The sequence below is a fragment of the Variovorax sp. GW821-FHT10D07 genome (assembly GCF_059415325.1).
This window is the reverse complement of sequence record NZ_JBWKMZ010000025.1, coordinates 57172-78455: the sequence shown is the minus strand read 5'-3', so window position 1 is coordinate 78455 and position 21284 is coordinate 57172. Positions and strand designations below refer to the sequence as shown.

The window sequence follows — 21284 nt, the reverse complement described above, 5'->3', positions numbered from 1 at the left end:
GGGCATCGCCCGGGTTGACAGGGGCCGCGCGCAGCTTCGATACTGAACTTGCAGGTTCATCAATCAAGCTCCAAGGAGATACCCATGCAAAGGATCGTTCCCTGCCTCTGGTTCGACGGCAATGGCGAGGAGGCATTGAAGTTCTACAGCGCGATCTTCCCGAACTCGCGCGTGACCGACACCCTGCTGTGGGGCGACGTGAATCCCGCCAAGAAGGGCTCGCTGCTCACCGCCACCTTCGAGCTCGACGGCCAGGCGTTCATGGTGCTCAACGGCGGCCCCGAGTACAAGTTCACCCCGGCCATCTCGATGTACGTGAGGTGCGAGACCCAGGCCGAGGTCGACCACTACTGGGACAGGCTGCTCGAGGGCGGCGGCCAGCCGGTGCAGTGCGGCTGGCTCACCGACCGCTTCGGCGTCTCGTGGCAGGTCGCGCCCGACGAGATCATCCGGATGTTCCAGGACAAGGATCCGGCCAAGGCGAAGCGCGCGATGGAGGCGATGATGAAGATGGTCAAGCTCGATATCGCCACCGTGAAGAAGGCCTTCGACGGCGCCTGATCGCTACACCAGCCGGTGGATCGCCTTCTTGCGCCACACCAGCTGGTAGTACGCGGTCTGCAGCAGCAGCATCGCGCCGAAGGTCACCGGGTAGGCATACCAGATGCCGTCCAGGCCGATGCGGTGGCTCATGAACCAGGCCACCGGCACCTCGAGCCCGAGCAGGCAGGCGATCGAGATCAGCGTGGGCACCAGCACCGAGCCGCTGGCGCGCATGATCCCCGACAGCGCCGAGGCCATGCCGAAGATCACCAGGCTCCACAGCATGATGTGCAGCAGCTCCTGGGCGATCTCGATCACCGGCGCGCTGGTGATGAAGAAGCCCATCAGCGGCCGCGAGAACAGGTAGCCCAGCAGCACCAGGCCGCCGGTGAGCAGCAGGTTCATCATCAGCGCCGTGCGGGCGATGGCGCCGAGGCGGTCGGCGCGGCCGGCACCGATGGCCTGCGCGCCGAGGATCGAGGCCGTGATCGCGATCGAGATGGCCGGGAACTGCACGTAGGCCACCACCTGGTTGACCGCGCCGTAGGCGGCCGTGGCGCTGGAACCGTAGCCGTTGACCAGCGACAGCAGCACCACCTCGGCCAGCGCCACCACGATCATCTGCACGCCCGTGGGCACGCCGACCTTGAGCACGGTCTTGAGCAGTTGAGGGTCGATGCGCATGCTGCGCAGGAAGGCCGCGTCGGGCGCGAGCGGGCTGTTGCGCTGGCGCAGCCGCCAGCCCAGCCACAGGGTCGCCACCAGGAACGAGAGCACCGAACCCCAGGCGCCGCTGGTCACGCCGAGCTGCGGCAGGCCGCCCCAGCCGCGGATCAGGGCCGGCGTGACGAGCATGCCGATGGTGGTGGAGATCAGCAGCGTGAGCAGCGGCGTGACGGTGTCGCCCACGCCGCGCAGCATCGCGGTCGAGATCAGGAACACGAATACGCCGGGCATCGCGATCAGCATGATCCGCGCATAGCGCGTGGCCTCGGCCAGCACGTCGGGCGGCGTGCCGAGCGCGGCCAGCAGCGGCGTGGTGAAGGCGCCGCCGAACACCGCGATCACCAGGCCCATCAGGATGCCCACGCTCAGCGTGGTGCCGGCCACCGCCTTGGCGCGGGCGACGTCGCGCGCGCCCCAGGCCTGGCCGATCAGCACCGAGGCGCCGGCGCCCAGGCCGATCACGAAGGCGATGAAGAAGAAGAACACCGGGAAGAAGCTCGAGACCGCGGCCAGCGCGGTCACGCCGATCATCTGGCCGATGTAGATGTTGTTGAGCGTGCCCGACAGCGACTGCAGGATGTTGCTCAGCAGCATGGGGGCGAGGAAGAACAGGAAGGTCTTCCACAGGGCGCGCGGCGCGCCCACGGGGGCCACGGGCGTGCCTTGGAGGCCGCTCGGGTTGGGGGCTGTGTCTGTCTTGGCGTTCATTCGTGGGTCCAGCTCGCGCCGGAGAGTTCTTGGAGGTGGGCCCGCAGGTCCTCGGGCCAGGTCGAAATGTGCTGCTCGAAGCGCTCGCGCTCGAGCGCGAACAGGGCGCGCATGGCTTCCTCGAAGCCGGGCAGGTTGCCGGCCAGCACGGTCATCACGCCGTAGGTGGCTTCCCGCGCCGCGCGTGCGGCATCGCGCCCTGCGTTGACGCGGCGCGCCTCGTCGATCAGCCGGCGCAGCGCGACCGAGGCGCCGCCGGGCTGACGGCCCAGCCACTCCCACTGCCGCGGCAGCAGCGTGACCTCGCGCGCCACCACGCCGAGCTTGGGACGGCCGACGCCGCGCGGCGGCTCGCCGGCCGGCGCCGGCGGTTCGCGCAGGTCGAGGTCGATCTGCGCGCCGCTGCGGTCATCGAACACCAGGTACGGCGTGTCGTCGGTGCGCGCGCGCAGCGCGGCGACCAGCTCGGCGCGCGAGCCGCGTGCGATGCGGTGGAAGCCGGCGAAAGCAGTCAGGGTGGACGCGGGATCGGCGCAGGCCGGGAGGGAAGAGGTCTCGAGGGTCATGGAGGCGGAGCGGTAATTTACCCGGGGGCAATGAAGAAAGCCTGACTTTTCTTGCGCCCGGCGAACGAGGAAGGCGAAGGGGACGGCAGGCACCGGCGAAGGCTCAGGCGCGCGGCCGCGCCGGGCCGTTGTAGCCCTGTGTCCCGTGGCAGCCGGACTCCTCGGCCCAGAGCTCGAACAGCGCCTCGAGCTCGGCCGCGCGGTCGAAGGCCGGGTCGTCGCGCTCCTTCACGCGCGCCAGCTCCTCGAAGGCGAAGGCCTCGGCGCCCAGCGCGATCCAGTCCTGCTGCAGCGCCTTGTTGCGGTGGCTGCGCAGGTTCAGTTCGAAGCGCTGGCGGTTCATCGCGCCCACGATGTCGAGCGCGGCCGCGGCGAACACCCGCCCTGTCTTCAGGTTGCGGATCGCGAACACGCCGGCGGGGAGCGTGCTGTCCTTGTACTGCCGGGTGAGGGCGCGCCGTGATTCCTGGGAAAGTGTCATGGCGCCAATTTTACCCGGGTTAAATTGAATTCATCAATATACCCGGGTAAAAATAGGCGCACGCCTCAAGCCCCGCGCAAGCGCCGCCAGGCCCGCAGCGCGCGCCGGTTGAAGGCGTGCACCAGACGCCAGGGTCGGCTCTGCCGCACGAGGCCCAGCACCCGATCCTTCCAGGCCTTCCAGCGCGGATACCAGCGCGCGAACAGCGGGATGCGCATCAGCGTGCCTTCGACGAGCTGGAAGATCCGCGCCACCACCGCGGTGCCGGCCAGCTTGGCCGCGACCAGCACCGCCACGCCGCTGCCCGCGTGGCCATGGCTGAACAGGAACAGCGCCAGCACCTTGACCGGCAACAGCAGCAGCACCGGCAGCAGGAAGGCCAGCAGCGCGCCCCAGGGCGGCAGGCCGCGCAGCCAGGCTTCGGCGCGCGCCCACAGCGGCAGCCGGGCCAGCCGCGCCGCGAGCGCGGCCAGCGGTTCCCAGCCCCATTCCTCGAACAGCAGCAGCGGCACCAGCAGCACGGCGAACACCGTCCGTAACAACTTCCCGAAGCGGGACGGCGGCCGGCGCGGGCCAGGGGAGGAGGGTGGTTGCACGGTGGGGAGGTGGGGGCGTGGAGCGGTCGGACAAGTGTCCGCGCCGGATGGCCGGACGCCATTTTCACTATGGCAAACTCGCGCGCTTCATTCGACCAACGCGACCGGCCGGCCGGTCGCAGCGACAGGGACGCCACTCAGCAATGCAGAAAATCATTCGCCAGCTCGCCGCCGAAATCAAGGTGGGCGAGCATCAGGTGAAGGCCGCCGTCGAACTGCTCGACGGGGGCGCCACGGTTCCATTCATCGCGCGCTACCGCAAGGAAGCCACCGACGGCCTCGACGACACCCAGCTGCGCGAGCTCGAGGCGCGCCTGAGCTACCTGCGCGAACTCGAGGACCGTCGCGCCGCGGTGGTCAAGGCCATCGACGAGCAGGGCAAGCTCACGCCCGAACTGCGCGCCGCGATCGAACTCGCGCCGACCAAGCAGGAGCTGGAAGATCTGTACCTGCCGTTCAAGCAGAAGCGCCGCACCAAGGGCCAGATCGCGCGCGAGTTCGGCATCGAGCCGCTGGCCGACAAGCTGCTGGCCGACCCCACGCTCGATCCCGCCGTGGAGGCCAAGGCCTTCCTGCAGCCCGCCACCACGCTCGACGACGGCAAGCCCGGCCCTGACTTCTCGACCGTGCCCGCGGTGCTCGACGGCGTGCGCGACATCCTCTCGGAACGCTGGGCCGAGGACGCGGTACTGGTGCAGCGCCTGCGCGAATGGCTCTGGAACGAAGGCCTGCTCAAGTCCAGCCTGATGAGCGGCAAGGACGAGAACAACGCCGACGTCGCCAAGTTCCGCGACTACTTCGACTACGACGAGCCGATCGGCCGCGTGCCCTCGCACCGTGCGCTGGCCGTGTTCCGCGGCCGCGCGCTCGACATCCTCGACGCCAAGCTGGTGCTGCCGGTGGAGCCCGAGCCGGGCAAGCCCAGCGTCGCCGAAGGCCGCATCGCGCTGCACCTGGGCTGGAGCCATGCCGGCCGCCCGGCAGACGACCTGCTGCGCAAGTGCGTGGCCTGGACCTGGCGCGTGAAGCTCGCGCTGTCGACCGAGCGCGACCTGTTCACGCGCCTGCGCGAGGACGCCGAGAAGGTCGCGATCAAGGTCTTCGCCGACAACCTGCGCGACCTGCTGCTGGCCGCGCCGGCCGGCCCGCGCGTGGTGATGGGCCTGGACCCCGGCATCCGCACCGGCGTGAAGGTGGCGGTGGTCGATGCCACCGGCAAGCTGGTCGAGACCGCGACCGTGTTCCCGCACGAGCCGCGCAAGGACTGGGAAGGCTCGCTCCACACCCTCGGCAAGCTCAGCGCCAAGCACGGCGTGAACCTGATCGCCATCGGCAACGGCACCGCCAGCCGCGAGACCGACAAGCTCGCCGCCGACCTGATCAAGCTGCTTGCCAAGATGGCCGCCCAGGCCGGCGCGCCCGAGATGAAGGTCGACAAGGTGGTGGTCAGCGAGGCCGGCGCTTCCGTCTATTCGGCCAGCGAATTCGCGGCCCTCGAGATGCCCGACGTCGACGTGAGCCTGCGCGGCGCCGCTTCCATCGCGCGCCGGCTGCAGGACCCGCTGGCCGAGCTCGTGAAGATCGACCCCAAGAGCATCGGCGTGGGCCAGTACCAGCACGACGTGAACCAGAGCGAGCTCGCGCGCACCCTGCAGGCCGTGGTTGAGGACTGCGTGAACTCGGTGGGCGTGGACCTCAACACCGCGAGCGTGCCGCTCTTGAGCCGCGTCTCGGGCCTGTCCTCGGCCGTGGCCAAGGCCGTGGTGCGCTGGCGCGATGCCAACGGCGCCTTCGGTACCCGCAAGCAGCTGCTCGAGGTCACGGGCTTCGGCCCCAAGGCCTTCGAGCAGAGCGCGGGCTTCCTGCGCATCCGCGGCGGCACCGATCCGCTCGACGTCACCGGCGTGCATCCCGAGACCTATCCGCTGGTCGAGCAGATCATCGTCAAGACCGGCAAGCCGATTGCCGAGCTGATGGGCCGCGCCGACATGCTCAAGACGCTCAAGCCCGAGCTGTTCGCCAACGAGAAGTTCGGCGTCATCACCGTCAAGGACATCCTCGGCGAACTCGAGAAGCCCGGCCGCGACCCGCGCCCCGACTTCAAGGTGGCGCGCTTCAACGACGGCGTGGAGGACATCGCCGATCTGCAGGAGGGCATGATCCTCGAGGGCACCGTGAGCAACGTCGCCCAGTTCGGCGCCTTCATCGACCTCGGCGTGCACCAGGACGGCCTGGTCCACGTGAGCCAGCTGAGCCACAAGTTCGTCAACGATGCGCGCGAGGTCGTGAAGACCGGCGACATCGTCAAGGTGAAGGTGATGGAGGTCGACGTGGCACGCAAGCGCATCGGCCTGTCGATGAAGCTCGACGCCGCCCCCGCGCGCCGCGACGGCCCGCGCGACAACCGCTTCGAAGGCGCCGGCCGCGGCCAGCAGCCGCGCCGCGACAACACGCCGCAGCCTTCGGGGCAGATGGCGAATGCGTTTGCGAAGTTGCAGGGGTTGCGCAAGTAGGCAGTGCAGATGGTGAAGCCACCTGTTAAACTAGTCATCTAACTAGTCTGATTGGTGGTTTCCCATGAAAAACTGGCCGGTACAGGACGCCAAGGCGCGTTTCAGCGAGTTCCTCGAAGCCTGTCTGGCCGAGGGGCCCCAGATGGTGACGAAGCGCGGTGCCGAGGCGGCCGTGCTGGTGCCGGCCGCCGAGTGGCGGCGCTTGCACGCCACCGCCCGTCCTTCGCTCAAGGAGCTGCTGCTGGCCCCCGAGGCTCGCACCGAATTCCTGGTGCCGGAGCGCGGCGCCGCCCGCAGGCGCAAGGTCACGCCGCTGCGCTGAGAACGAGGGCCGCATGTACCTGCTCGACACCAACGTCATTTCGGAACTCCGCAAGCCGCGCCCGCACGGCGCGGTCATCGCGTGGCTCACTGCCATCGCGGACAGCGAACTGCATCTGTCGGCGGTGACGCTCGGCGAGATCCAGGCCGGGATCGAACTTACGCGCGAGCAGGACGCTGCCAAGGCCGACGAGATCGAGCAGTGGGCCGCACTGGTCGCGGGCTCCTACAACGTCCTGCCGATGGATGCGGACACCTTCAGGCTCTGGGCCAAGCTCATGCATCGCAGCTCAAACACGCTGTACGAAGACGCCATGATCGCGGCCACCGCCAGGCAGCATTCATTGACCGTGGTGACCCGCAACGTCGCCGACTTCGCGAACTTCGGCGTCGCGCTGCTCAACCCCTTCGAGCACGGCAAGCCATGAAAGCCCTGCGCATCTACGCCGGCCCCGCCGCGCGCCGGCACATCGAGGCCCAGGGCCTGCGGCCGCAGGATGTGCGCACCATCCCCGGCGCGGCCGGCGGTCCCAAGGGGCTGATCCTCGGGCCGATCGATCGATTCGTCTTCGGCGAGTGGCTCACGCAATCGGACCAGCCGGTGCACCTGGTGGGCGCGTCGATCGGCGCCTGGCGACTGGCCACGGCCTGCCTCGGCGATCCGGTCGCGGCCTTCGAGCGCTTCGAGCACGACTATGTGCGCCAGCAATTCGAGGTGCCGCCGGGACAGAAGCGGCTGAGCCCGCACCAGCTGAGCGAACGCTTCGCCGAGAGCCTGCAGGCCTTCTATGGCGGGCGCATCGGCGAGGTGCTCGCGCATCCGCGCTACCGGCTGCACGTGGTGACCTCGCGCGGGCGCCACATCCTCGGGCGCGAGGGCCGGGCGCGCACGCCGGTCGGCTACCTCGGCGCCTTCGCCTCGAACAGCGTGCACCGCAAGACCCTGGGCGCCTGGCTCGAGCGCTGCGTGTTCTCCACGCCCGGCGCCGCGCTGCCCTTCGGCACGCGCGACTTCCGCACCCGGCAGCATGCGCTGCGCGAGGACAACTTCAACCTGGTGCTGCAGGCCTCGTGCTCGATCCCGTTCCTGCTGGCCGCGGTGCACGACATCCCGGGCGCGCCGCGCGGCGCCTACTGGGACGGCGGCATCACCGACTACCACCTGCACCTCGACTACCAGCCGGTCGACGACGGCCTGGTGCTGTACCCGCATTTCCAGCGCGCGGTGGTGCCGGGCTGGCTCGACAAGGGGCTGCGCTGGCGCCACAAGTCCACGGGCTTCCTCGACCGCATGGTGGTGCTGGCGCCCGATCCCGACTGGGTGAAGACGCTGCCCAACGGCAAGCTGCCCGATCGCAAGGACTTCATCCATTTCCAGAACGACGCGCACGCGCGCATCGCGGCCTGGACCCGGGCCACGCGCGAGGCCGAGCGGCTTTCGGACGAATTGCAGGAATGGCTGGCGCGCGGCAGCGCCGCCGAGATCCTTCCGCTCTGAGCGGCGTACGCCACCGCGCGCCGGGCAAACCCTGAACGGGCACGCGGCCCGCGCTTCGAGAATGGCCCGCATGCCGTCCGGCCCGGACGGCCCACAACAAGCAGGAGACCGTTCCCGATGCCCCATGCCCTGATGTCGCGCCGCCGCTTCGCCATCGCCACCTCCACCGCCGGTGCGGCCGCCACGCTCGGCCTGCCGGTGCTCGCGCAGAGCGCCTGGCCCAACAAGCCGATCCGCATCGTCGTGCCCTACACGCCCGGCGGCTTCACCGACCAGATGGCGCGGCTGGTGCAGATCGGGCTGCAGACGCGGCTGGGCCAGCCGGTGCTGATCGACAACAAGCCCGGCGCCAACAGCCTGATCGGCGTGGATGCGGTCGCCAAGGCCGCGCCCGACGGCAGCACCTTCGGCGTGGTGATCGCGGCCTATGCGGCCAACACCTCGCTCTATCCGAAGCTGCCCTACGACCCGCGCAAGGACCTCGCGGGCGTGTCGCTGATGGGCGTGTCGCCGCTGCTCGCGGCGGTCAACCTCGATGCGCCGTTCAAGACCGCGCGCGAGCTGATCGACTACGCGCGCGCGAATCCCGGCAAGGTGAGCTTCGGCTCGTCCGGCAACGGCTCGGCCGCGCACCTCACGACCGAGCTGTGGAAGTCGCTGACCAAGACCTACATGATCCACATCCCGTACCGCGGCGCGGTGCCGGCGCTGACCGACCTGATGGGCGGACAGATCCAGCTCTTCTTCGATGCGCCCACCGGGCTCATCAACCAGGCCAAGGCCGGCAAGATCCGGCTGATCGGCGTGGCGGGCGACAAGCGGCTGCCCGCGGTGCCGGAGGTGCCGACCTTCATCGAGCAGGGCTTCGCGGGCTTCACCGGCAGCACCTGGGCCGGCATGCTCGCGCCGGCCGGCACGCCGCGCGAGATCGTCAAGCGCATGTCGGACGAGGTGGCGCGCATCATCAAGAGCGACGAGACGCGCGCGAAGCTCGATGCGATGGGCACCTTTCCGGCCGGCGGCACGCCCGAGGAATTCGATGCCTTCATCGCGTCGGAGACCGCGAAGTGGGGCGCAGTGATCCGCACCGCGGGCGTGAAGGCCGAGTAGCCATCGCTGGCACGGCGGGTGCTTGCCCGCCGTTCATGAAGCACTTCATCGTCGAGATCGACTACCTCGTGCCCCTGGCACGCATCCAGGAATCCGTGCCCGCGCATCGCGCCTACCTTCAACGAGGCTACGACGCCGGCCTGCTGCTGTGCTCGGGCCCGAAGGTGCCGGCCACCGGCGGCTTCATGCTCGCGCGCGCCGAGTCGCTCGAGCAGCTGCAGGCCTTCTTCCTCGACGACCCGTTCAGCCGCGAACAGCTCGCGCGCTTCGCCTTCAGCGAGTTCCAGCCGGTGAAGCGCCAGCCCTGGGCCGAGGACTGGTTCGCCGCGCCGTCTGCCCGGGCGGCCTGAGGCCTCGGAGGCTCAGGCGGCGAGCACCAGCACCTTGAACTGGCTCGGCACGATCCGCATGCCGACGATGTTGCAGCGGTTCTGCACCGACAGGCTGGTCATGCGCGTGCACGGCGTGCCCTTGAGCAGCACGGTGAAGGCGCCCGTGATGTGGCGCGAGGGCCCCATCACCGTCTGCGAGACCACGCCCATCAGCACGCCCGCGTTGTCGCCGTTGGTGATCGGCGTGACGGTCGCCATGTTGTGGGCCGGCGTGCCGCCGTAGAGGATGTTCCAGGCGTTGGGAATCGCGGTCGGGCCGAGCGCGATGTTGGGGTAGGGGATCGGCAATGCCGGCGGCGTCTTGCAGACGTCGGGGAAGGCGAGGTCGACGCCCATCATCTGTGCGTTGGCGAACATGGTGGCTGTTCCTTTCTGGCTGTCGTCGGTGGTCGATGGCGCGGGTCAGCCCATGTGGATCTGCTCGGCATCCACCTTGACCAGTCCCTTGCTGCTCACGAGCGTGTTCTTCGCATGCAGCCGCAGGGTCTCTTCCGCCTGGTAGTCGATCTGCCCCGCGCGCACCTGCTCGACCTCCTCGGTGAGCCTGAAGCTCGAGCGTGTGAGCACGCTGAGCCGGTCGAGCACCGTCTCGCAGGTGCGGCCGACGAAGCGCGCGAGCAGCGTGGTAATGCGCACTTCGCCGCCGCGGTAGTCCATCTCGCCGATCTCGAGCTGCGCCTTGCGTGCCTGCAGATCGAGTGCGGGCGCGGCCAGTTCGAGCCGGGTGCCGGCCTGCAGCGTGAGCACGCCGTCGACCGCGAGCCGCGCCTGTGCGGGATCGGCCTGCGTGATGACGGCGATCAGGTAGGCCTGGTCGCGCCGCGGTCCGGCCACCAGCACCGTGTCGCCGACCGAGGGCTGCAGCAGGCAGCTCGCGGCGCGCGGGCAGTGCCAGCATTCGCCGCCGGCCTGGGCCTCGACGAGGAAGACACCGTCGGGCGAGGCCTGCACCACGGTTCCGAGCGCATTGCCGGTCCAGGCGGCGGGCGCAGGCATCGGGCGGCGCAGCAAGGCCTGCATGTCGGGCGCATCGTGCGCGGAGAGCACGGCGGGAGTGGCAGCAGAAGAGGCGCGTTCGCGCAGGGCGGCAGGGCTCATGGTGCGAGGTCCTCGAGGTCGTCGGAAGTGGAAGGCAGCGGCCGGCCGAAACCGTCGCGGCCCGCGCGCTGCGGGCGGTCCTGGCGCGCGGCCGAGAAGCGTTCGGCCTCGAACAGGGCCGGGTCGCTGTCGAGCACGCCGCCGCGGTCGCCCCATCGGGTGCCGGACTGCAGCGCGCGGTGCATCTGCGTGCGCTCGAAGAAGGCGCCGCGCAGGTCGGCCTCGCCGAGGTCGGCATAGGCGAAGTCCGCATACACGAGCCGGCTGCGCGCGAACGAGGTGCGCCGGCACTGCGCGCGATGGAACACGCACTGCTCGAGCCGCGCATCCGACAGGTCGGCGTCGTCGAGCCGCGCACCGACCCACAGGCTCTGGTCGAAATGCCCGCCGCGCGCATCGGCCTGGCGCAGGTCGGCCTCGGGAAACAGGCACTGCGGCGCATGCACCGCGGTGAGCACCGCGCGAGCGAGCTTCGCGCCCTTGAAGTTGCACTGGACCAGCGTCGCGCGGTCGAAGTTGCAGCCGCCGAGGTCGGCATCGATGAACTGGCAGAGCCGGAACTGCTGGCCCGAGAAGTCCTGGCCCGCGAGATCGGCCTCGCTGAAGATCACGTTGTGGAAGCTGGCGCCCGTGAAGCGCGCGCCGCGCAGCGCGGCCCGGTAGTAGACGGTGGTGTTCAACGCCACCGCGTCGAAGCGGGTGCCGGCCAGGCTCGACTCGCCGAACACGGCCTTCGTGAGTTCGGCCCCCGCGAAGCTCGCGCCATCGAGCCGGCTCTGGTGAAAGGCCGCGAGATCGGCCCGGGCCTCGGCGGCATTCATCTCGTGCAACTCGCAGTCGCTGAAGGCCGCGCGGCTCATCGTGGCGCCGCGCAGGCTCGCGCGCGCCAGGCTGCAGCGATGGAAGCCCGCGCGCTGCAGGTCGGCCGCGTCGAGCACGGCGCCGTCGAAGCGGCAGGCATCGAAGGCCGATTCGGCGAGCTTCGCGCCGCGCAGGCTGGCGTTGGAGAAATCGCAGTCGCGCAGGGCGCCGCCGCTGAGGTCCAGGCCATCGAATCGCATCCCCTGGAAGTCCTGCCGCTCGATGAATTCGCCGCCGCGCAGTTTCAGGGCCAGGGTTTCCGGCGTCATTGCACCGGGTCCGCCGCGCGGCGCGGCAGCGTCTTGGCCTGTTCGAGGTAGGCGCCGTGGGTGTCGGTCACCGTGTCGATCACGGTCTGCGAGACATCGGCACGGAACAGGTTGGCTTCGCGCAGGTCGCAGGAAAGCAGGCGGGATTTCTGCAGATGGGCATTCATGAGATTGGCGCCGCGCAGCGAGGCCTGCGTGAAGTCGGCGCGGATGAACAGGCTGTCGGGGGCGTCGATGGCGCTCAGGTCGGCGCCGGTCAGCACGCAGCCCGAGAGATCGCAGGTGTCGAGCGTGGCGCGCACGAAGCGCGCGCCCTCGAGCTGCATCTCGCGCAGGCTGCAATGGATCAGCGTGGCGCCTTCGAAATCGACCGTGCGCAGGCTGCTGGTGCCGACGAAGCAGGTGGTGCGCAGCGTGGCGCCGCGAAAGCTCACGCGCCGGTCGGCCACGGTGTGGGCCCAGGCGCAGGCTTCGAACGAGGCGCCCGCGAAGTCCAGGCCCTCGACCTCGCAGGCAATGAGGCCGAACTTGTGCAGCGTGGCGCCGCGAAAGCTGCAGTCCACGAGCCGGCTGCCTTCGAGCACGGTCACGTAGTCGAAGTGCGCATCGTCGAAGCGGCAGCCCTCGAAGTGCATGCCGAACAGGTTCAGCTGCGCGAGCCGCGCGCCGCCGAAATCGCAGTGCTCGAAGCGACTCTTCTCGCTCGTGGTTTCGGACAGCCGGGCGTGCGCGAACGAGGTGCGCTCGCAGCGCGCGAGGCTCAGGTTGGCGCGGTCGAGCACGCAGTGGGCCAGCGAGGCATGCGCGAGGTTCGCGCGCACCAGCACCGCCTCGGTGGCATCGGCGCCGTCGAGCTGCGCGCCCGCGAGCGAGGCGCTTTCGAGCAGGGTGCGATGCAACCGGGCGCCGCGCAGGTCGATGCCCGAGAGGTCGGCGCCGGTCAGGTCCAGGCCCGAGAGGTCGCGCGTGGTCGCCATGAGCTGCAGCACGCGTTCGCGCGCCTCGGCCGCGCGGGTGCCGTCCATCGCATCGGCCGCGCTCTGGTGTTGGGCGCCGAGCCGGTACATGTCGATCAGGCCGCGGCGGCCGTTCTCGGCCGCCTGCTCGAGCGCGCGCTGCTGCTCGGGCGGCATCTGCGGGCTGCGCGTGGCGGGCGCGATGCCCAGCAGGCCCTGCATCACGGTCTTCGCATCGAAGGCCGGCGGGCCCTTGACCTCGGTGCGCTGCGCGCTGTCGACCATCTCGCCGGTGTCGAAGCCGACCTTGCGCGACTCGGGCGCGTTGGCCTTCGCATGCCGCGCGAGGTCGCGGCGGCCGTCCTCGAGCTTCTGCAACTGTTCGCGCTCGTAGGCCTTGGCGCGCTCCATGAACGCGGGCAGCTCGCTGAGGCTGGGCCGCCTGGTGAAGGGCTCGGGCACCGCGCGTTCCTTGAAGTGGCGCGGCTTGTGGCCGGCGGCCACGCCCTTGTCGGCGAGGTCTTCGCGCAGCACGCGCGCGCGTTCGCGCATGTTGCGCACCAGCGGCGATTCCTCGTCCTCGAGCTGGTCGATCCAGGGGCCGATGGTCTCGGCGGGCAGCAGCTCCTCGTCGCGGAAGGTGTGGAGCGCGCCGGTCTCGGGGTCGCTGCGGCGCTGCAGGATCTCGAGGTAGTGGGCCAGCGGGCGCGGTGCATCGGCGGCGCGCTCGATCGCGGGCATGAGGTGCGTGATGTCGGCGGCGTCGTCTTCGGCGATCGCGGTCTCGCCATGGAAGATCAGCGCGATCTGTTCGCGGTGCGGGAAGAACCAGGCGGTGGTGAGCCGCAGCTCGACCTCGTCGAAGTGCCCGGGCTCGTCGCTGCCGGCTTGCGTCTTGCGCGCCACGAAGCCGCGCGCGCGCCAGTCGGGCAATCGGCCGCGCTGTACGGGCTGCGCGGGGTGCATGTTCCAGGCCTCGTAGGGCGTGCCGCCCGCGATGCGGTCGGCCTGGGGCCAGCGCTGCTCGGGCGCGGCGGCATTGAAGAGCCGCCAGTCCATGTCCTGCGCGAAGCCGGGGAACAGGTGCTCGCGCCAGTGCGCGCCGTAGTCGCTGCCGATCAGCCGCATGCGCGCGGGCCAGCTCACGTCGATCGCGCCGAGGCAGGCCGGCTCCATCGCCCGGCCCGGATGGTCGATGCGGCGCTGCGGATGCTCGACGTTGGGCAGCCGCTGCACCCACAGCCCGTTCACGAGTTCGGGCTGCTGGCCGATGCCCAGCGGGTTGTCGGCGAAGGCCGGGCCGCCGTAGGCGCGGCTCCAGTCCAGTCGCATCGATTCGAAGGGCTGCGGCGCGCTCGCGCGGCCGTCGACCCAGTAGCGGTCGCCGAACACCACCAGCTGCCGCGCCAGCGCGCCCACGCGCAGCTCGACCGCGCAGGCCGTCTTCTCGGGCTGGTGATGGGTGTAGGCATGGCCGGTGGCCAGGAACTCGGCGCAGGCCTTGGGCATGCCGAGGTCGATGGCCCCGGTGGGGCCGAGCTCCTCGGAGACCGTCTTCCAGAATTCGGTCTCGGGCAGCAGCACCGGCTGCTCGTCCATCGACACCATGCCCATCACCGTGAGCGCCAGGCGCTGATGGCCCTGGCGCAGGAAGGGGCGCGTGATGACGCTCAGCCGCAGGGGTTTGACTGTTTTCACGGAGGGACGCGCGCTCAGTGCGAAGCGCGCGGAATCTCGAGCGGCGTGCGCGCGCGGTCGATGGCGAAGATGGAGGCGTCGTTCGGATCGCGCAGCAGGTGCACCGGCTTGCCCGGCACCGCGAACTGCGGCAGCAGTCCCTCGTCGATCAGCGTGCGCACGATGGCGGGGCGCTCGTCCACGATGGCGTCGGTGCCGATCACGCGCAGCGCGAGTTCGACGGCATACACGGTCTGGCCCTGCGAGCCGCCGCGCGAGAGTTCATTCTCTGAACGCTTGAGCGACTCGACCACGGCCTGCGCGGGAATGCCGGTCTGCGCCAGCCGCTCCCAGGTCTTGGCCTCGGCCGAATAGGCGCGGTTCTCGCGCGTGGCCACGACCACGACCGACACCGCCACCAGCAGCATCGAGCCCATCAGCACCGCGAAGACGATCCACAGCAGGATTTCCATTCGTTCGCTTCGTCAGACCACCAGGGTCAGCACCTTGAACTTCGCCGCCAGGCCGCCGGTCGCGATCAGCATGCCCTTCTGGGCGATCTTCAGGCCCGTGGTGCTGATCTTCAGCGGCGCGTTCTTCAGCGAGAAGATGGCCACGTCGATCTTGACCGTCGCGAGCTGCGCATTGAGCGCCGCGTAGTACTGCAGCCGCGCGCCCCACACGTCCAGCGACATCCCCACCAGGCTCAGCCGGAAGCCCACGCCGCCCACGCGCGCGAGCCGCCAGTCGCCGCTCGATGCGTAGTTGTTGTTGTAGACGGTGGAGTTGTTGGTGTAGTTGTTGGTCGTGTTGTTGTAGGTGGTCGAGGTCGTGTTGTAGACGTTGGTGTTGATGACGTGCTGCGTCGTGTTGTGGATGTGGTTGGTGGTGTTGAAGGTCACGTCGGGCGAGGTGTGCACCGTCGGGCCGGTCACGATGGTGGTCGAGGGACCGTTGACCGTCACGTTGTTGACGGTGTTGATGGTGTCGTTGCGCCCGCCGCTCACGAAGCGGATCTCCTGGCCATCGATGGTGCCGTGGAAGCCGCCGGTGATCGCGAGGTTCACGCCGCCCGTGATGGTGTCGTTGAGGCCACCGGCCAGGTTGCGGTTCTTGCCGCCGGTGATGCGCTGGTTGACGCCGCCGCTGATGGTCTCGCTAAAGCCGCCGGTCACGTCGCGGGTGTCGCCGCCGGTGATGGTCTCCTGCGCGCCCGCGGTGATGTCGCGCGTTTCGCCGTCCTGGTAGGTGGCCGACTCGTGGCCCTTGATCAGCGTGGTGCGGGTGCCGCCGGTGGTGTGGGTCTCGTCGGCCTCGACCTCCACGTCGAGGTTGCGCTCGGCATGCAGCAGGATCTGCTCGGCGCCGGTGCGGTCTTCGAAGCGCAGCATGTTCGCCTGGTTGGCCGCGCCGCCTTCGCTCGAGCGCGTGAGGATGCCGCTGGCCGTGGCGTTGGCCGGCAGTTCCCACGGCGGCATCTGGTCGCTGTTGTAGACGCGGCCCGTGATGATCGGCCGGTCGGGCTCGCCACCGATGAAGTCGACGATGACCTCCTGGCCCACGCGCGGCATGTGCATGGTGCCGAAGTTCGCGCCGGCCCAGCTGCTCGACACGCGCACCCAGCAGGAGCTGTTCTCGTCGGCCTGGCCGTAGCGGTCCCAGCGGAACTGCAGCTTCACGCGGCCGAAGCGGTCGGTCCAGATCTCCTGCGGGCCGACCACGGTGGCGGTCTGCGGGCCGTTGGTGCGCGGGCGCGGCGTCTTGCGCGCGGGCCGGTAGACCACGGAGGAGGGCAGCACGCTGAAGTCGAACTCGCACACCGATTCGGCGCTGCCGCCGCTCGAGTACTCGGGCTCCTGCAGGTCGTAGCGGGTCTCTGTGACCAGGTACTCGCGGTTGTCGGCCTCGCGCGGGCAATGCGTGAGCGAGAACAGGTAGCCGGGCGCCATGCCCGCCACGTTGGTGTGGCCCGCGGCCAGCTCGTGCGCGCACTGCAGCTCCTGCAGCCGGATGCGCGCATAGGTGTCGCCCTGCTGGTGCTCGCTGTAGCCGCCCAGCCATTCGTAGACCTCGTACGAGGCATGGTCGTGGCCCTTTGGGTCCTGCTGCACGCTCTGCAGCGAGGCACGCGACTTGCGGAAATCGAAGTCGTCGAGCATCACGCGGCCCGACGTGATCTGCTCGGCCACGCGCCAGCGATCGATGCAGGGCTCGAGCGCGTCGACCACGCGGTCGCGCGGCCGGTACGGAATGCTGGCGTAGCCGGGCAGCGGCCGGTAGGCGCCGGCATCGTCGGCCAGCACCAGCAGGTGCGAGCCGTTCGAATGCTCGAAGTGGTAGGAGATGCCTTCGTGCTCCATGAGCCGGCTCGCGAAGGCGAAGTCGCTCTCCTGGTACTGCACGCAGTTCTCCCAGCTGCGGTAGCTGCCGGTCAGGCGCTTCTCGTACTCGAAGCCGTACTTGCCGAGCACCTCGTCGAGCACCTCGGGCACGCTCCGGTTCTGGAAGATGCGGCTGTCGGTGGTGCGCGTGAGGTACCAGAGCCAGGGCTGCACCAGCGCGCGGTAGACGTAGTGGCGGCCGGTCTCGTTGGCGCGGCCCAGCAGTTCGAAGCGCACCACGGTGCCGTTGAGGAAGCGCGGGCCGGCGTCGTCCGAGACCTCGATGCTCAGCGAGGTGCCCAGCAGCGTCTTCAGGTCGAGGTTGAAGCTGGTGCTGACCATGTCGACCTCGAACTCGAAGAGTCGGGAGAGGCCTTCCTGTCCCCGCATCGCGCGAAACTTCAACTGCTCGGCGCTCAGTGCGGTGTGGACCCGGATGGTTCGCGTCATTCGAAGGTGTTCCCTGTTCTCGAAGGACCCGGCGGGTGCGGGTCGTCGAGGCCAGTCTAGGAAGCCCTCATGTCATCGACATGACGCGATGGCGCATGCGGCGCGCTAAGACCGCGCGCTTAAGACGAACTGTTTATAAGGCCGGGGTCGGCGCCCCGGCCGGGCCTCACATCGAGGCTTCGAGCATCGCGCGGTAGTCGTCGCGCGTGGCCAGCCGCGGGTTGGTCTTGTGGCAGTGGTCGGCCATTGCGCCGTCGATGATCTGCTCGAACAGCGCGGGTGTCACGCCCACTTCGGCCAGGCCCTTGGGCAGGCCCAGGCGCGCGTTCATGTCGCGGATCGCATCGCCGAGGTCGCCGGCCGAATCGAGGTGCATGGCCTGCGCCATGCGCTGCAGCCGCTGCTCCTTCTGCACCGACTCGGCACCGGCGTTGAAGTGGATCACGGCGGGCAGGAACAACGCGTTGAGCGTGCCGTGGTGCAGGCGCGGATCGACGCCGCCGAGGCTGTGGCTCAGCGAGTGCACGCAGCCCAGGCCCTTCTGGAACGCCATCGCGCCCTGCATCGAGGCGCTCATGAGGTTAAGGCGCGCCTCGCGGTCGCTGCCGTCCTTGGTGGCGCGCTCGATGTGGCCCCAGGCGCGCTCGAGGCCGTCGAGGCCGATGCCGTCGGCCGGCGGGTTGAAGGCGGCCGACATGAAGGTCTCCATGCAGTGCGCGATCGCGTCCATGCCGGTGGCGGCGGTCAGGCGCGGCGGCAGGCCGAGCGTGAGCTCGGGGTCGCAGATCGCGGCCCTGGGCATCAGGAACCAGCTGTGGAAGCCGAGCTTGCGGTGGTCGTCGACGATCACGATCGCGCCGCGCGCGACCTCGCTGCCGGTGCCGCTGGTGGTGGGCACCGCGATCAGCGGCACCGCGCGGTCGGTGATCTTCGGCGAGCCGCCCTCGATGGTGGCGTAGGTCTTGAGCGGGCCTTCGTGCGTGGCCGCGATCGCCACGCCCTTGGCGCAGTCGATGGCCGAGCCGCCGCCCACGGCGATCAGGCCGTCGCAGCGGCCGCTGCGGTAGAGCTCGACGGCCGCGCGCACGGCGGCCTCGGTCGGGTTGGACGGGGTCTGGTCGAAGATCGACACCTCGAGGTCGGCGATGGCATCGATCGCCTTCTGCAGGATGCCGGCCGCGCGCACGCCGGCGTCGGTCACGATCAGCGGGCGGTTGATGCCGATGCGCGCGCACTCGCTCGACAGCAGCTTCACCGCGCCGAATTCGAACTGGATCTGGGTCAGGTATTGGATGAGGGCCATGGGTGGGGGGAGGGGTTCCGGAGCTTGCGGGCAGTACGATGGCGGACCATCGAATCTACCGAAACTATCAGGAGGGAGGCACCTTGCACACGAAGAAAACCCTTGCCGCTGTCGCGCTCGGCACAGCGATCGCCGTGCTGTCCGCCGCCCCGGCGCTGGCGGCCTGCCTCAGCGACGAACAGGTCGCCGATTTCGCGGCCGCGCTCGAGGCCCACCGGCCCGCGGCCGACATCGAGAACATGGGCGAGACCGATGCCTCCTGCACGCGCGCGAAGCTCAATGCGCTGCATGCGCGCAAGCACGGCCCGGTGGTCGGCTACAAGGCCGGGCTCACCAATCCCGCGGTGCAGAAGCGCTTCAATTACGACCAGCCGGTGTGGGGCGTGCTCTACCGCGACATGGTGCTCGACACCGGCGCGGTGGTCGATGCCGCCTTCGGCGCGCGTCCGCTGTTCGAGGCCGACATGCTGGTGCGCGTGAAGAGCGCCGACATCAACGCCGCGAAGACCCCGGCCGAGGTGCTCGCCGCGATCGACCAGGTGATCCCCTTCATCGAGCTGCCCGACCTCGCGGTGCAGACCCCGCCCAAGCTCGGCGGCCCGGGCCTCGCGGCCATCAACGTGGCGGCGCGCCTGGGCGTCAGGGGCGTGGCGATCGAGGTGCCCGCCGACAGCGCAGGCCAGGCCGTGCTGCTGCAGAGCCTGCGCGACATGACGGTGGTGATGAAGGACGGCGCCGGCAACGAACTGGCGCGCGGCAAGGGCTCGGACATCCTCGAGCATCCGCTCAATGCCGTGGTGTGGCTGGCCGGCGCCCTCGCCAGGGAAGGCATCGCCATGAAGCCCGGCGACCTCATCAGCCTCGGTTCCTTCTCGCCGCTGCTGCCGCCCAAGGCGGGGCAGACGGTGCTCGTGACCTACGAAGGCCTGGCGCGCGCCCAGCCCGTGGTCGTTTCCTTCAAGTGACATGACGACGAATCCCACCGCACAACGACTTCCCCATCCGCTGACCGCCAAGATGGCCAGCGTGATCGAGCGCATGGCGCGCGCCGGCCATCCCTCGCTCGACCAGCTCACGCCCGACGAGGCCAAGGCCTCGTACGAACGCGGCGCGGGCGTGCTCGAGGTGCCCAAGCCCGAGCTCGCGCGCATCGAGGACTTCGAGATCGCCGCGCGCGATGGCCATGCGATTCCCGCGCGGCTCTACGCGCCCTCGGCCGAGGTGCTGCCGGTGCTCATGTACTTCCATGGCGGCGGCTTCACGGTCGGCAACATCCGCACCCACGACACGCTGTGCCGCGTGCTGAGCAAGAAGAGTGGCTGCGCCGTGGTGTCGGTCGACTACCGGCTCGCGCCCGCGCACAAGTTCCCGACCGCTTCCGACGATGCGTGGGATGCCTTCGCCTTCGTCGCGCGCGAGGGTGCGAGCCTGGGCCTCGATCCCGCGCGGCTCGCGGTCGGCGGCGACAGCGCGGGCGGCACGCTGGCCGCGGTCTGCGCGATCCTCGCGCGCGACGCGGGCCTGCCGCTGTCGTTGCAGATGCTGATCTACCCCGGCACCACCGGCCACCAGGACACCGAGTCGCACCGCCGCTACGCCCAGGGCCCGCTGCTGACCAAGGCGCTGATCGACTACTTCTTCGGCCAGTACGTGCGCAGCCCGGCCGACCGCGACGACTGGCGCTTCGCGCCGCTGATCGCGGACGACGTCGACGGCGTGGCACCGGCCTGGATCGCGCTGGCCGAGTGCGACCCGGTGGTCGACGAGGGCATCGCCTATGCCGACAAGCTGCGTGCCGCGGGCGTGCCGGTCGACCTCGAGATCTACCGCGGCGTGATCCACGAGTTCCTCAAGATGGGCCGCGCGGTGCCCGAGGCGCTGCAGGCGCAGGACGATGCGGCGAAGGCGCTGCGCGACGCGCTGCGGCCCTGACGACCACCATTTCATTTCCCCTGGAGACAACAAGAATGCAACGCAGTGATTTCCGTTTCTTCCACCGCCTGCGCGTGCGCTGGGCCGAAGTCGACATGCAGAAGATCGTCTTCAACGCGCACTACCTGATGTACTTCGACACCGCCATCGCCGACTACTGGCGCGCGCTCGCGCTGCCTTACGAGGAAGCGATGCATTCGCTGGGCGGCGATCTCTATGTGCGCAAGGCGACCATCGATTTCCGCGGCTCGGCGCGCATGGACGACGTGATCGACGTGGGCATGCGCTGCGCGCGCATCGGCACCTCGTCGATGACCTTCGAGGGCGGGCTGTTCCGCCAGGGCGAATTCCTGGTCGGCTGCGAACTGGTCTACGTGTTCGCCGACCCGGCCACGCAGACCTCGAAGCCGGTGCCGGCCTCGCTGCGCGCGATCCTCGAGGGCTTCGAGGCCGGCGAGACGATGCGCGCGATCGACACCGGCGACTGGGCCACGCTGGGCGAGGGCGCTGCGGCGCTGCGGCGCGCGGTCTTCATCGAGGAACAGAAGGTGCCCGAGGCCATGGAGTGGGACGAGCACGACGCGGCGGTGCCGCATGTGGTGGTGCGCAACCGGCTCGGCCAGGCGATCGCCACCGGCCGGCTGCTGCCGGCACAGGATGGCCGCTCGATGATCGGCCGCATCGCGGTGCATCGCGCGCTGCGCAGCGGCGGCCACGGCGTGGCGGTGGTGCAGGCGCTCGAGGCCGCGGCCCGGGCGCGCGGCGATGCGGAGATCGCGCTCTACGCGCAGCGCAGCGCCGAGCGCTTCTACGAACGGCTCGGCTATGCGGTGCACGGCGAGCCCTTCGTCGAGGCCGACATCCCGCACATCGAGATGCGGCGCGTGCTGCGCTGAGCGTCGT

21 protein-coding genes are annotated in these 21284 nt (G+C 69.7%); 10 read left to right on the top strand and 11 right to left on the bottom strand.

Annotated features, from left to right (window positions below; genetic code table 11):
• Positions 1–84: 84 nt before the first annotated feature.
• Positions 85–561, top strand: a complete 477-nt coding sequence (locus AC07PU_RS40430) for a VOC family protein (protein ID WP_495323450.1) — start codon at positions 85–87, stop codon at positions 559–561.
• Positions 562–564: 3 nt separating this feature from the next.
• Here AC07PU_RS40430 and AC07PU_RS40425 read toward each other — a convergent pair whose 3' ends face one another.
• The 4 genes from AC07PU_RS40425 to AC07PU_RS40410 all read right to left on the bottom strand — a co-directional run bounded on the left by AC07PU_RS40425 (position 565) and on the right by AC07PU_RS40410 (position 3554).
• Entirely contained in the window at positions 565–1977 is a 1413-nt protein-coding gene (locus AC07PU_RS40425; RefSeq protein ID WP_093341991.1) for an MATE family efflux transporter, read from the bottom strand.
• Positions 1974–2543, bottom strand: coding sequence for a DUF2239 family protein (locus tag AC07PU_RS40420; RefSeq protein WP_208508020.1), 570 nt, complete (start codon positions 2541–2543; stop codon positions 1974–1976). The genes AC07PU_RS40425 and AC07PU_RS40420 overlap by 4 nt, the downstream gene beginning before the upstream one ends.
• 103 nt (positions 2544–2646) lie before the next feature.
• Positions 2647–3024 (bottom strand): GIY-YIG nuclease family protein, encoded by a 378-nt coding sequence (locus tag AC07PU_RS40415; protein ID WP_495323449.1) that lies wholly within the window; start codon positions 3022–3024, stop codon positions 2647–2649.
• 65 nt (positions 3025–3089) lie between these two features.
• Complete coding sequence (locus AC07PU_RS40410) at positions 3090–3554, bottom strand: hypothetical protein (protein ID WP_495323448.1); 465 nt, start codon at positions 3552–3554, stop codon at positions 3090–3092.
• Positions 3555–3763: 209 nt separating this feature from the next.
• Here AC07PU_RS40410 and AC07PU_RS40405 point away from each other — a divergent pair, with 209 nt between their 5' ends.
• The 6 genes from AC07PU_RS40405 to AC07PU_RS40380 all read left to right on the top strand — a co-directional run bounded on the left by AC07PU_RS40405 (position 3764) and on the right by AC07PU_RS40380 (position 9412).
• Entirely contained in the window at positions 3764–6133 is a 2370-nt protein-coding gene (locus AC07PU_RS40405) for a Tex family protein (RefSeq protein ID WP_093341985.1), read from the top strand.
• A 64-nt stretch (positions 6134–6197) separates the two neighbouring features.
• Entirely contained in the window at positions 6198–6455 is a 258-nt protein-coding gene (locus AC07PU_RS40400) for a type II toxin-antitoxin system Phd/YefM family antitoxin (protein ID WP_495323447.1), read from the top strand.
• A gap of 13 nt (positions 6456–6468) precedes the next feature.
• On the top strand, positions 6469–6882 hold the full coding sequence (locus AC07PU_RS40395) for a type II toxin-antitoxin system VapC family toxin (RefSeq protein ID WP_209541562.1): 414 nt from the start codon (positions 6469–6471) through the stop codon (positions 6880–6882).
• Positions 6879–7952 (top strand): patatin-like phospholipase family protein, encoded by a 1074-nt coding sequence (locus tag AC07PU_RS40390; protein WP_495323446.1) that lies wholly within the window; start codon positions 6879–6881, stop codon positions 7950–7952. Before AC07PU_RS40395 ends, AC07PU_RS40390 begins: the two co-directional genes overlap by 4 nt.
• Positions 7953–8069: 117 nt before the next feature.
• Positions 8070–9062 carry a tripartite tricarboxylate transporter substrate binding protein gene (locus tag AC07PU_RS40385; RefSeq protein ID WP_495323445.1) on the top strand — a complete coding sequence of 331 codons (993 nt, stop codon included), beginning with the start codon at positions 8070–8072 and terminating at the stop codon, positions 9060–9062.
• Between the two features lie 35 nt (positions 9063–9097).
• Positions 9098–9412, top strand: coding sequence for a YciI family protein (locus AC07PU_RS40380; RefSeq protein ID WP_495323444.1), 315 nt, complete (start codon positions 9098–9100; stop codon positions 9410–9412).
• A gap of 12 nt (positions 9413–9424) precedes the next feature.
• Here the strand turns inward: AC07PU_RS40380 and AC07PU_RS40375 are convergent, their stop codons facing one another.
• From AC07PU_RS40375 to gbd, 7 genes are all read right to left on the bottom strand, one after another.
• Positions 9425–9811 carry a DUF4150 domain-containing protein gene (locus AC07PU_RS40375; protein WP_057590264.1) on the bottom strand — a complete coding sequence of 129 codons (387 nt, stop codon included), beginning with the start codon at positions 9809–9811 and terminating at the stop codon, positions 9425–9427.
• Positions 9812–9856: 45 nt separating this feature from the next.
• A complete protein-coding gene (locus AC07PU_RS40370) occupies positions 9857–10552 on the bottom strand; it encodes a DUF3540 domain-containing protein (protein ID WP_495323443.1) in 696 nt (231 codons plus the stop codon).
• On the bottom strand, positions 10549–11682 hold the full coding sequence (locus AC07PU_RS40365) for a pentapeptide repeat-containing protein (protein ID WP_495323442.1): 1134 nt from the start codon (positions 11680–11682) through the stop codon (positions 10549–10551). Before AC07PU_RS40365 ends, AC07PU_RS40370 begins: the two co-directional genes overlap by 4 nt.
• Entirely contained in the window at positions 11679–14336 is a 2658-nt protein-coding gene (locus tag AC07PU_RS40360; RefSeq protein ID WP_495323441.1) for a DUF2169 family type VI secretion system accessory protein, read from the bottom strand. Before AC07PU_RS40360 ends, AC07PU_RS40365 begins: the two co-directional genes overlap by 4 nt.
• Before the next feature lie 14 nt (positions 14337–14350).
• Positions 14351–14788: a hypothetical protein gene (locus AC07PU_RS40355; RefSeq protein WP_093341969.1), complete on the bottom strand. Its 438-nt coding sequence runs from the start codon at positions 14786–14788 to the stop codon at positions 14351–14353.
• Positions 14789–14800: 12 nt separating this feature from the next.
• Positions 14801–17146: a type VI secretion system Vgr family protein gene (locus tag AC07PU_RS40350; protein WP_495323440.1), complete on the bottom strand. Its 2346-nt coding sequence runs from the start codon at positions 17144–17146 to the stop codon at positions 14801–14803.
• Between the two features lie 166 nt (positions 17147–17312).
• Entirely contained in the window at positions 17313–18449 is a 1137-nt protein-coding gene (gene gbd, locus AC07PU_RS40345) for a 4-hydroxybutyrate dehydrogenase (protein WP_495323439.1), read from the bottom strand.
• Positions 18450–18532: 83 nt separating this feature from the next.
• On the opposite strand from gbd, the gene AC07PU_RS40340 reads away from it, so the two are divergent.
• Genes AC07PU_RS40340 through AC07PU_RS40330 form a run of 3 tightly spaced genes read left to right on the top strand, consistent with a single transcriptional unit; the run spans position 18533 to position 21277 of the window.
• Positions 18533–19414 (top strand): 2-keto-4-pentenoate hydratase, encoded by an 882-nt coding sequence (locus tag AC07PU_RS40340; RefSeq protein ID WP_495323438.1) that lies wholly within the window; start codon positions 18533–18535, stop codon positions 19412–19414.
• Between the two features lies 1 nt (position 19415).
• The gene (locus tag AC07PU_RS40335) at positions 19416–20381 is read left to right on the top strand and encodes an alpha/beta hydrolase (RefSeq protein ID WP_495323437.1); all 966 of its coding nucleotides are present in this window, start codon (positions 19416–19418) and stop codon (positions 20379–20381) included.
• A 35-nt stretch (positions 20382–20416) separates the two neighbouring features.
• Positions 20417–21277, top strand: a complete 861-nt coding sequence (locus AC07PU_RS40330) for a YbgC/FadM family acyl-CoA thioesterase (RefSeq protein ID WP_093341963.1) — start codon at positions 20417–20419, stop codon at positions 21275–21277.
• Positions 21278–21284: the final 7 nt, after the last annotated feature.

Excerpts from the sequence above, each read along its gene's own strand:
- AC07PU_RS40430 (WP_495323450.1), top strand. The coding sequence starts at position 85 with ATGCAAAGGATCGTTCCCTGCCTCTGGTTCGACGGCAATGGCGAGGAG.
- AC07PU_RS40425 (WP_093341991.1), bottom strand. The coding sequence starts at position 1,977 with ATGAACGCCAAGACAGACACAGCCCCCAACCCGAGCGGCCTCCAAGGC.
- AC07PU_RS40420 (WP_208508020.1), bottom strand. The coding sequence starts at position 2,543 with ATGACCCTCGAGACCTCTTCCCTCCCGGCCTGCGCCGATCCCGCGTCC.
- AC07PU_RS40415 (WP_495323449.1), bottom strand. The coding sequence starts at position 3,024 with ATGACACTTTCCCAGGAATCACGGCGCGCCCTCACCCGGCAGTACAAG.
- AC07PU_RS40405 (WP_093341985.1), top strand. The coding sequence starts at position 3,764 with ATGCAGAAAATCATTCGCCAGCTCGCCGCCGAAATCAAGGTGGGCGAG.
- AC07PU_RS40400 (WP_495323447.1), top strand. The coding sequence starts at position 6,198 with ATGAAAAACTGGCCGGTACAGGACGCCAAGGCGCGTTTCAGCGAGTTC.
- AC07PU_RS40395 (WP_209541562.1), top strand. The coding sequence starts at position 6,469 with ATGTACCTGCTCGACACCAACGTCATTTCGGAACTCCGCAAGCCGCGC.
- AC07PU_RS40390 (WP_495323446.1), top strand. The coding sequence starts at position 6,879 with ATGAAAGCCCTGCGCATCTACGCCGGCCCCGCCGCGCGCCGGCACATC.
- AC07PU_RS40385 (WP_495323445.1), top strand. The coding sequence starts at position 8,070 with ATGCCCCATGCCCTGATGTCGCGCCGCCGCTTCGCCATCGCCACCTCC.
- AC07PU_RS40380 (WP_495323444.1), top strand. The coding sequence starts at position 9,098 with ATGAAGCACTTCATCGTCGAGATCGACTACCTCGTGCCCCTGGCACGC.
- AC07PU_RS40375 (WP_057590264.1), bottom strand. The coding sequence starts at position 9,811 with ATGTTCGCCAACGCACAGATGATGGGCGTCGACCTCGCCTTCCCCGAC.
- AC07PU_RS40370 (WP_495323443.1), bottom strand. The coding sequence starts at position 10,552 with ATGAGCCCTGCCGCCCTGCGCGAACGCGCCTCTTCTGCTGCCACTCCC.
- AC07PU_RS40365 (WP_495323442.1), bottom strand. The coding sequence starts at position 11,682 with ATGACGCCGGAAACCCTGGCCCTGAAACTGCGCGGCGGCGAATTCATC.
- AC07PU_RS40355 (WP_093341969.1), bottom strand. The coding sequence starts at position 14,788 with ATGGAAATCCTGCTGTGGATCGTCTTCGCGGTGCTGATGGGCTCGATG.
- AC07PU_RS40350 (WP_495323440.1), bottom strand. The coding sequence starts at position 17,146 with ATGACGCGAACCATCCGGGTCCACACCGCACTGAGCGCCGAGCAGTTG.
- gbd (WP_495323439.1), bottom strand. The coding sequence starts at position 18,449 with ATGGCCCTCATCCAATACCTGACCCAGATCCAGTTCGAATTCGGCGCG.
- AC07PU_RS40335 (WP_495323437.1), top strand. The coding sequence starts at position 19,416 with ATGACGACGAATCCCACCGCACAACGACTTCCCCATCCGCTGACCGCC.
- AC07PU_RS40330 (WP_093341963.1), top strand. The coding sequence starts at position 20,417 with ATGCAACGCAGTGATTTCCGTTTCTTCCACCGCCTGCGCGTGCGCTGG.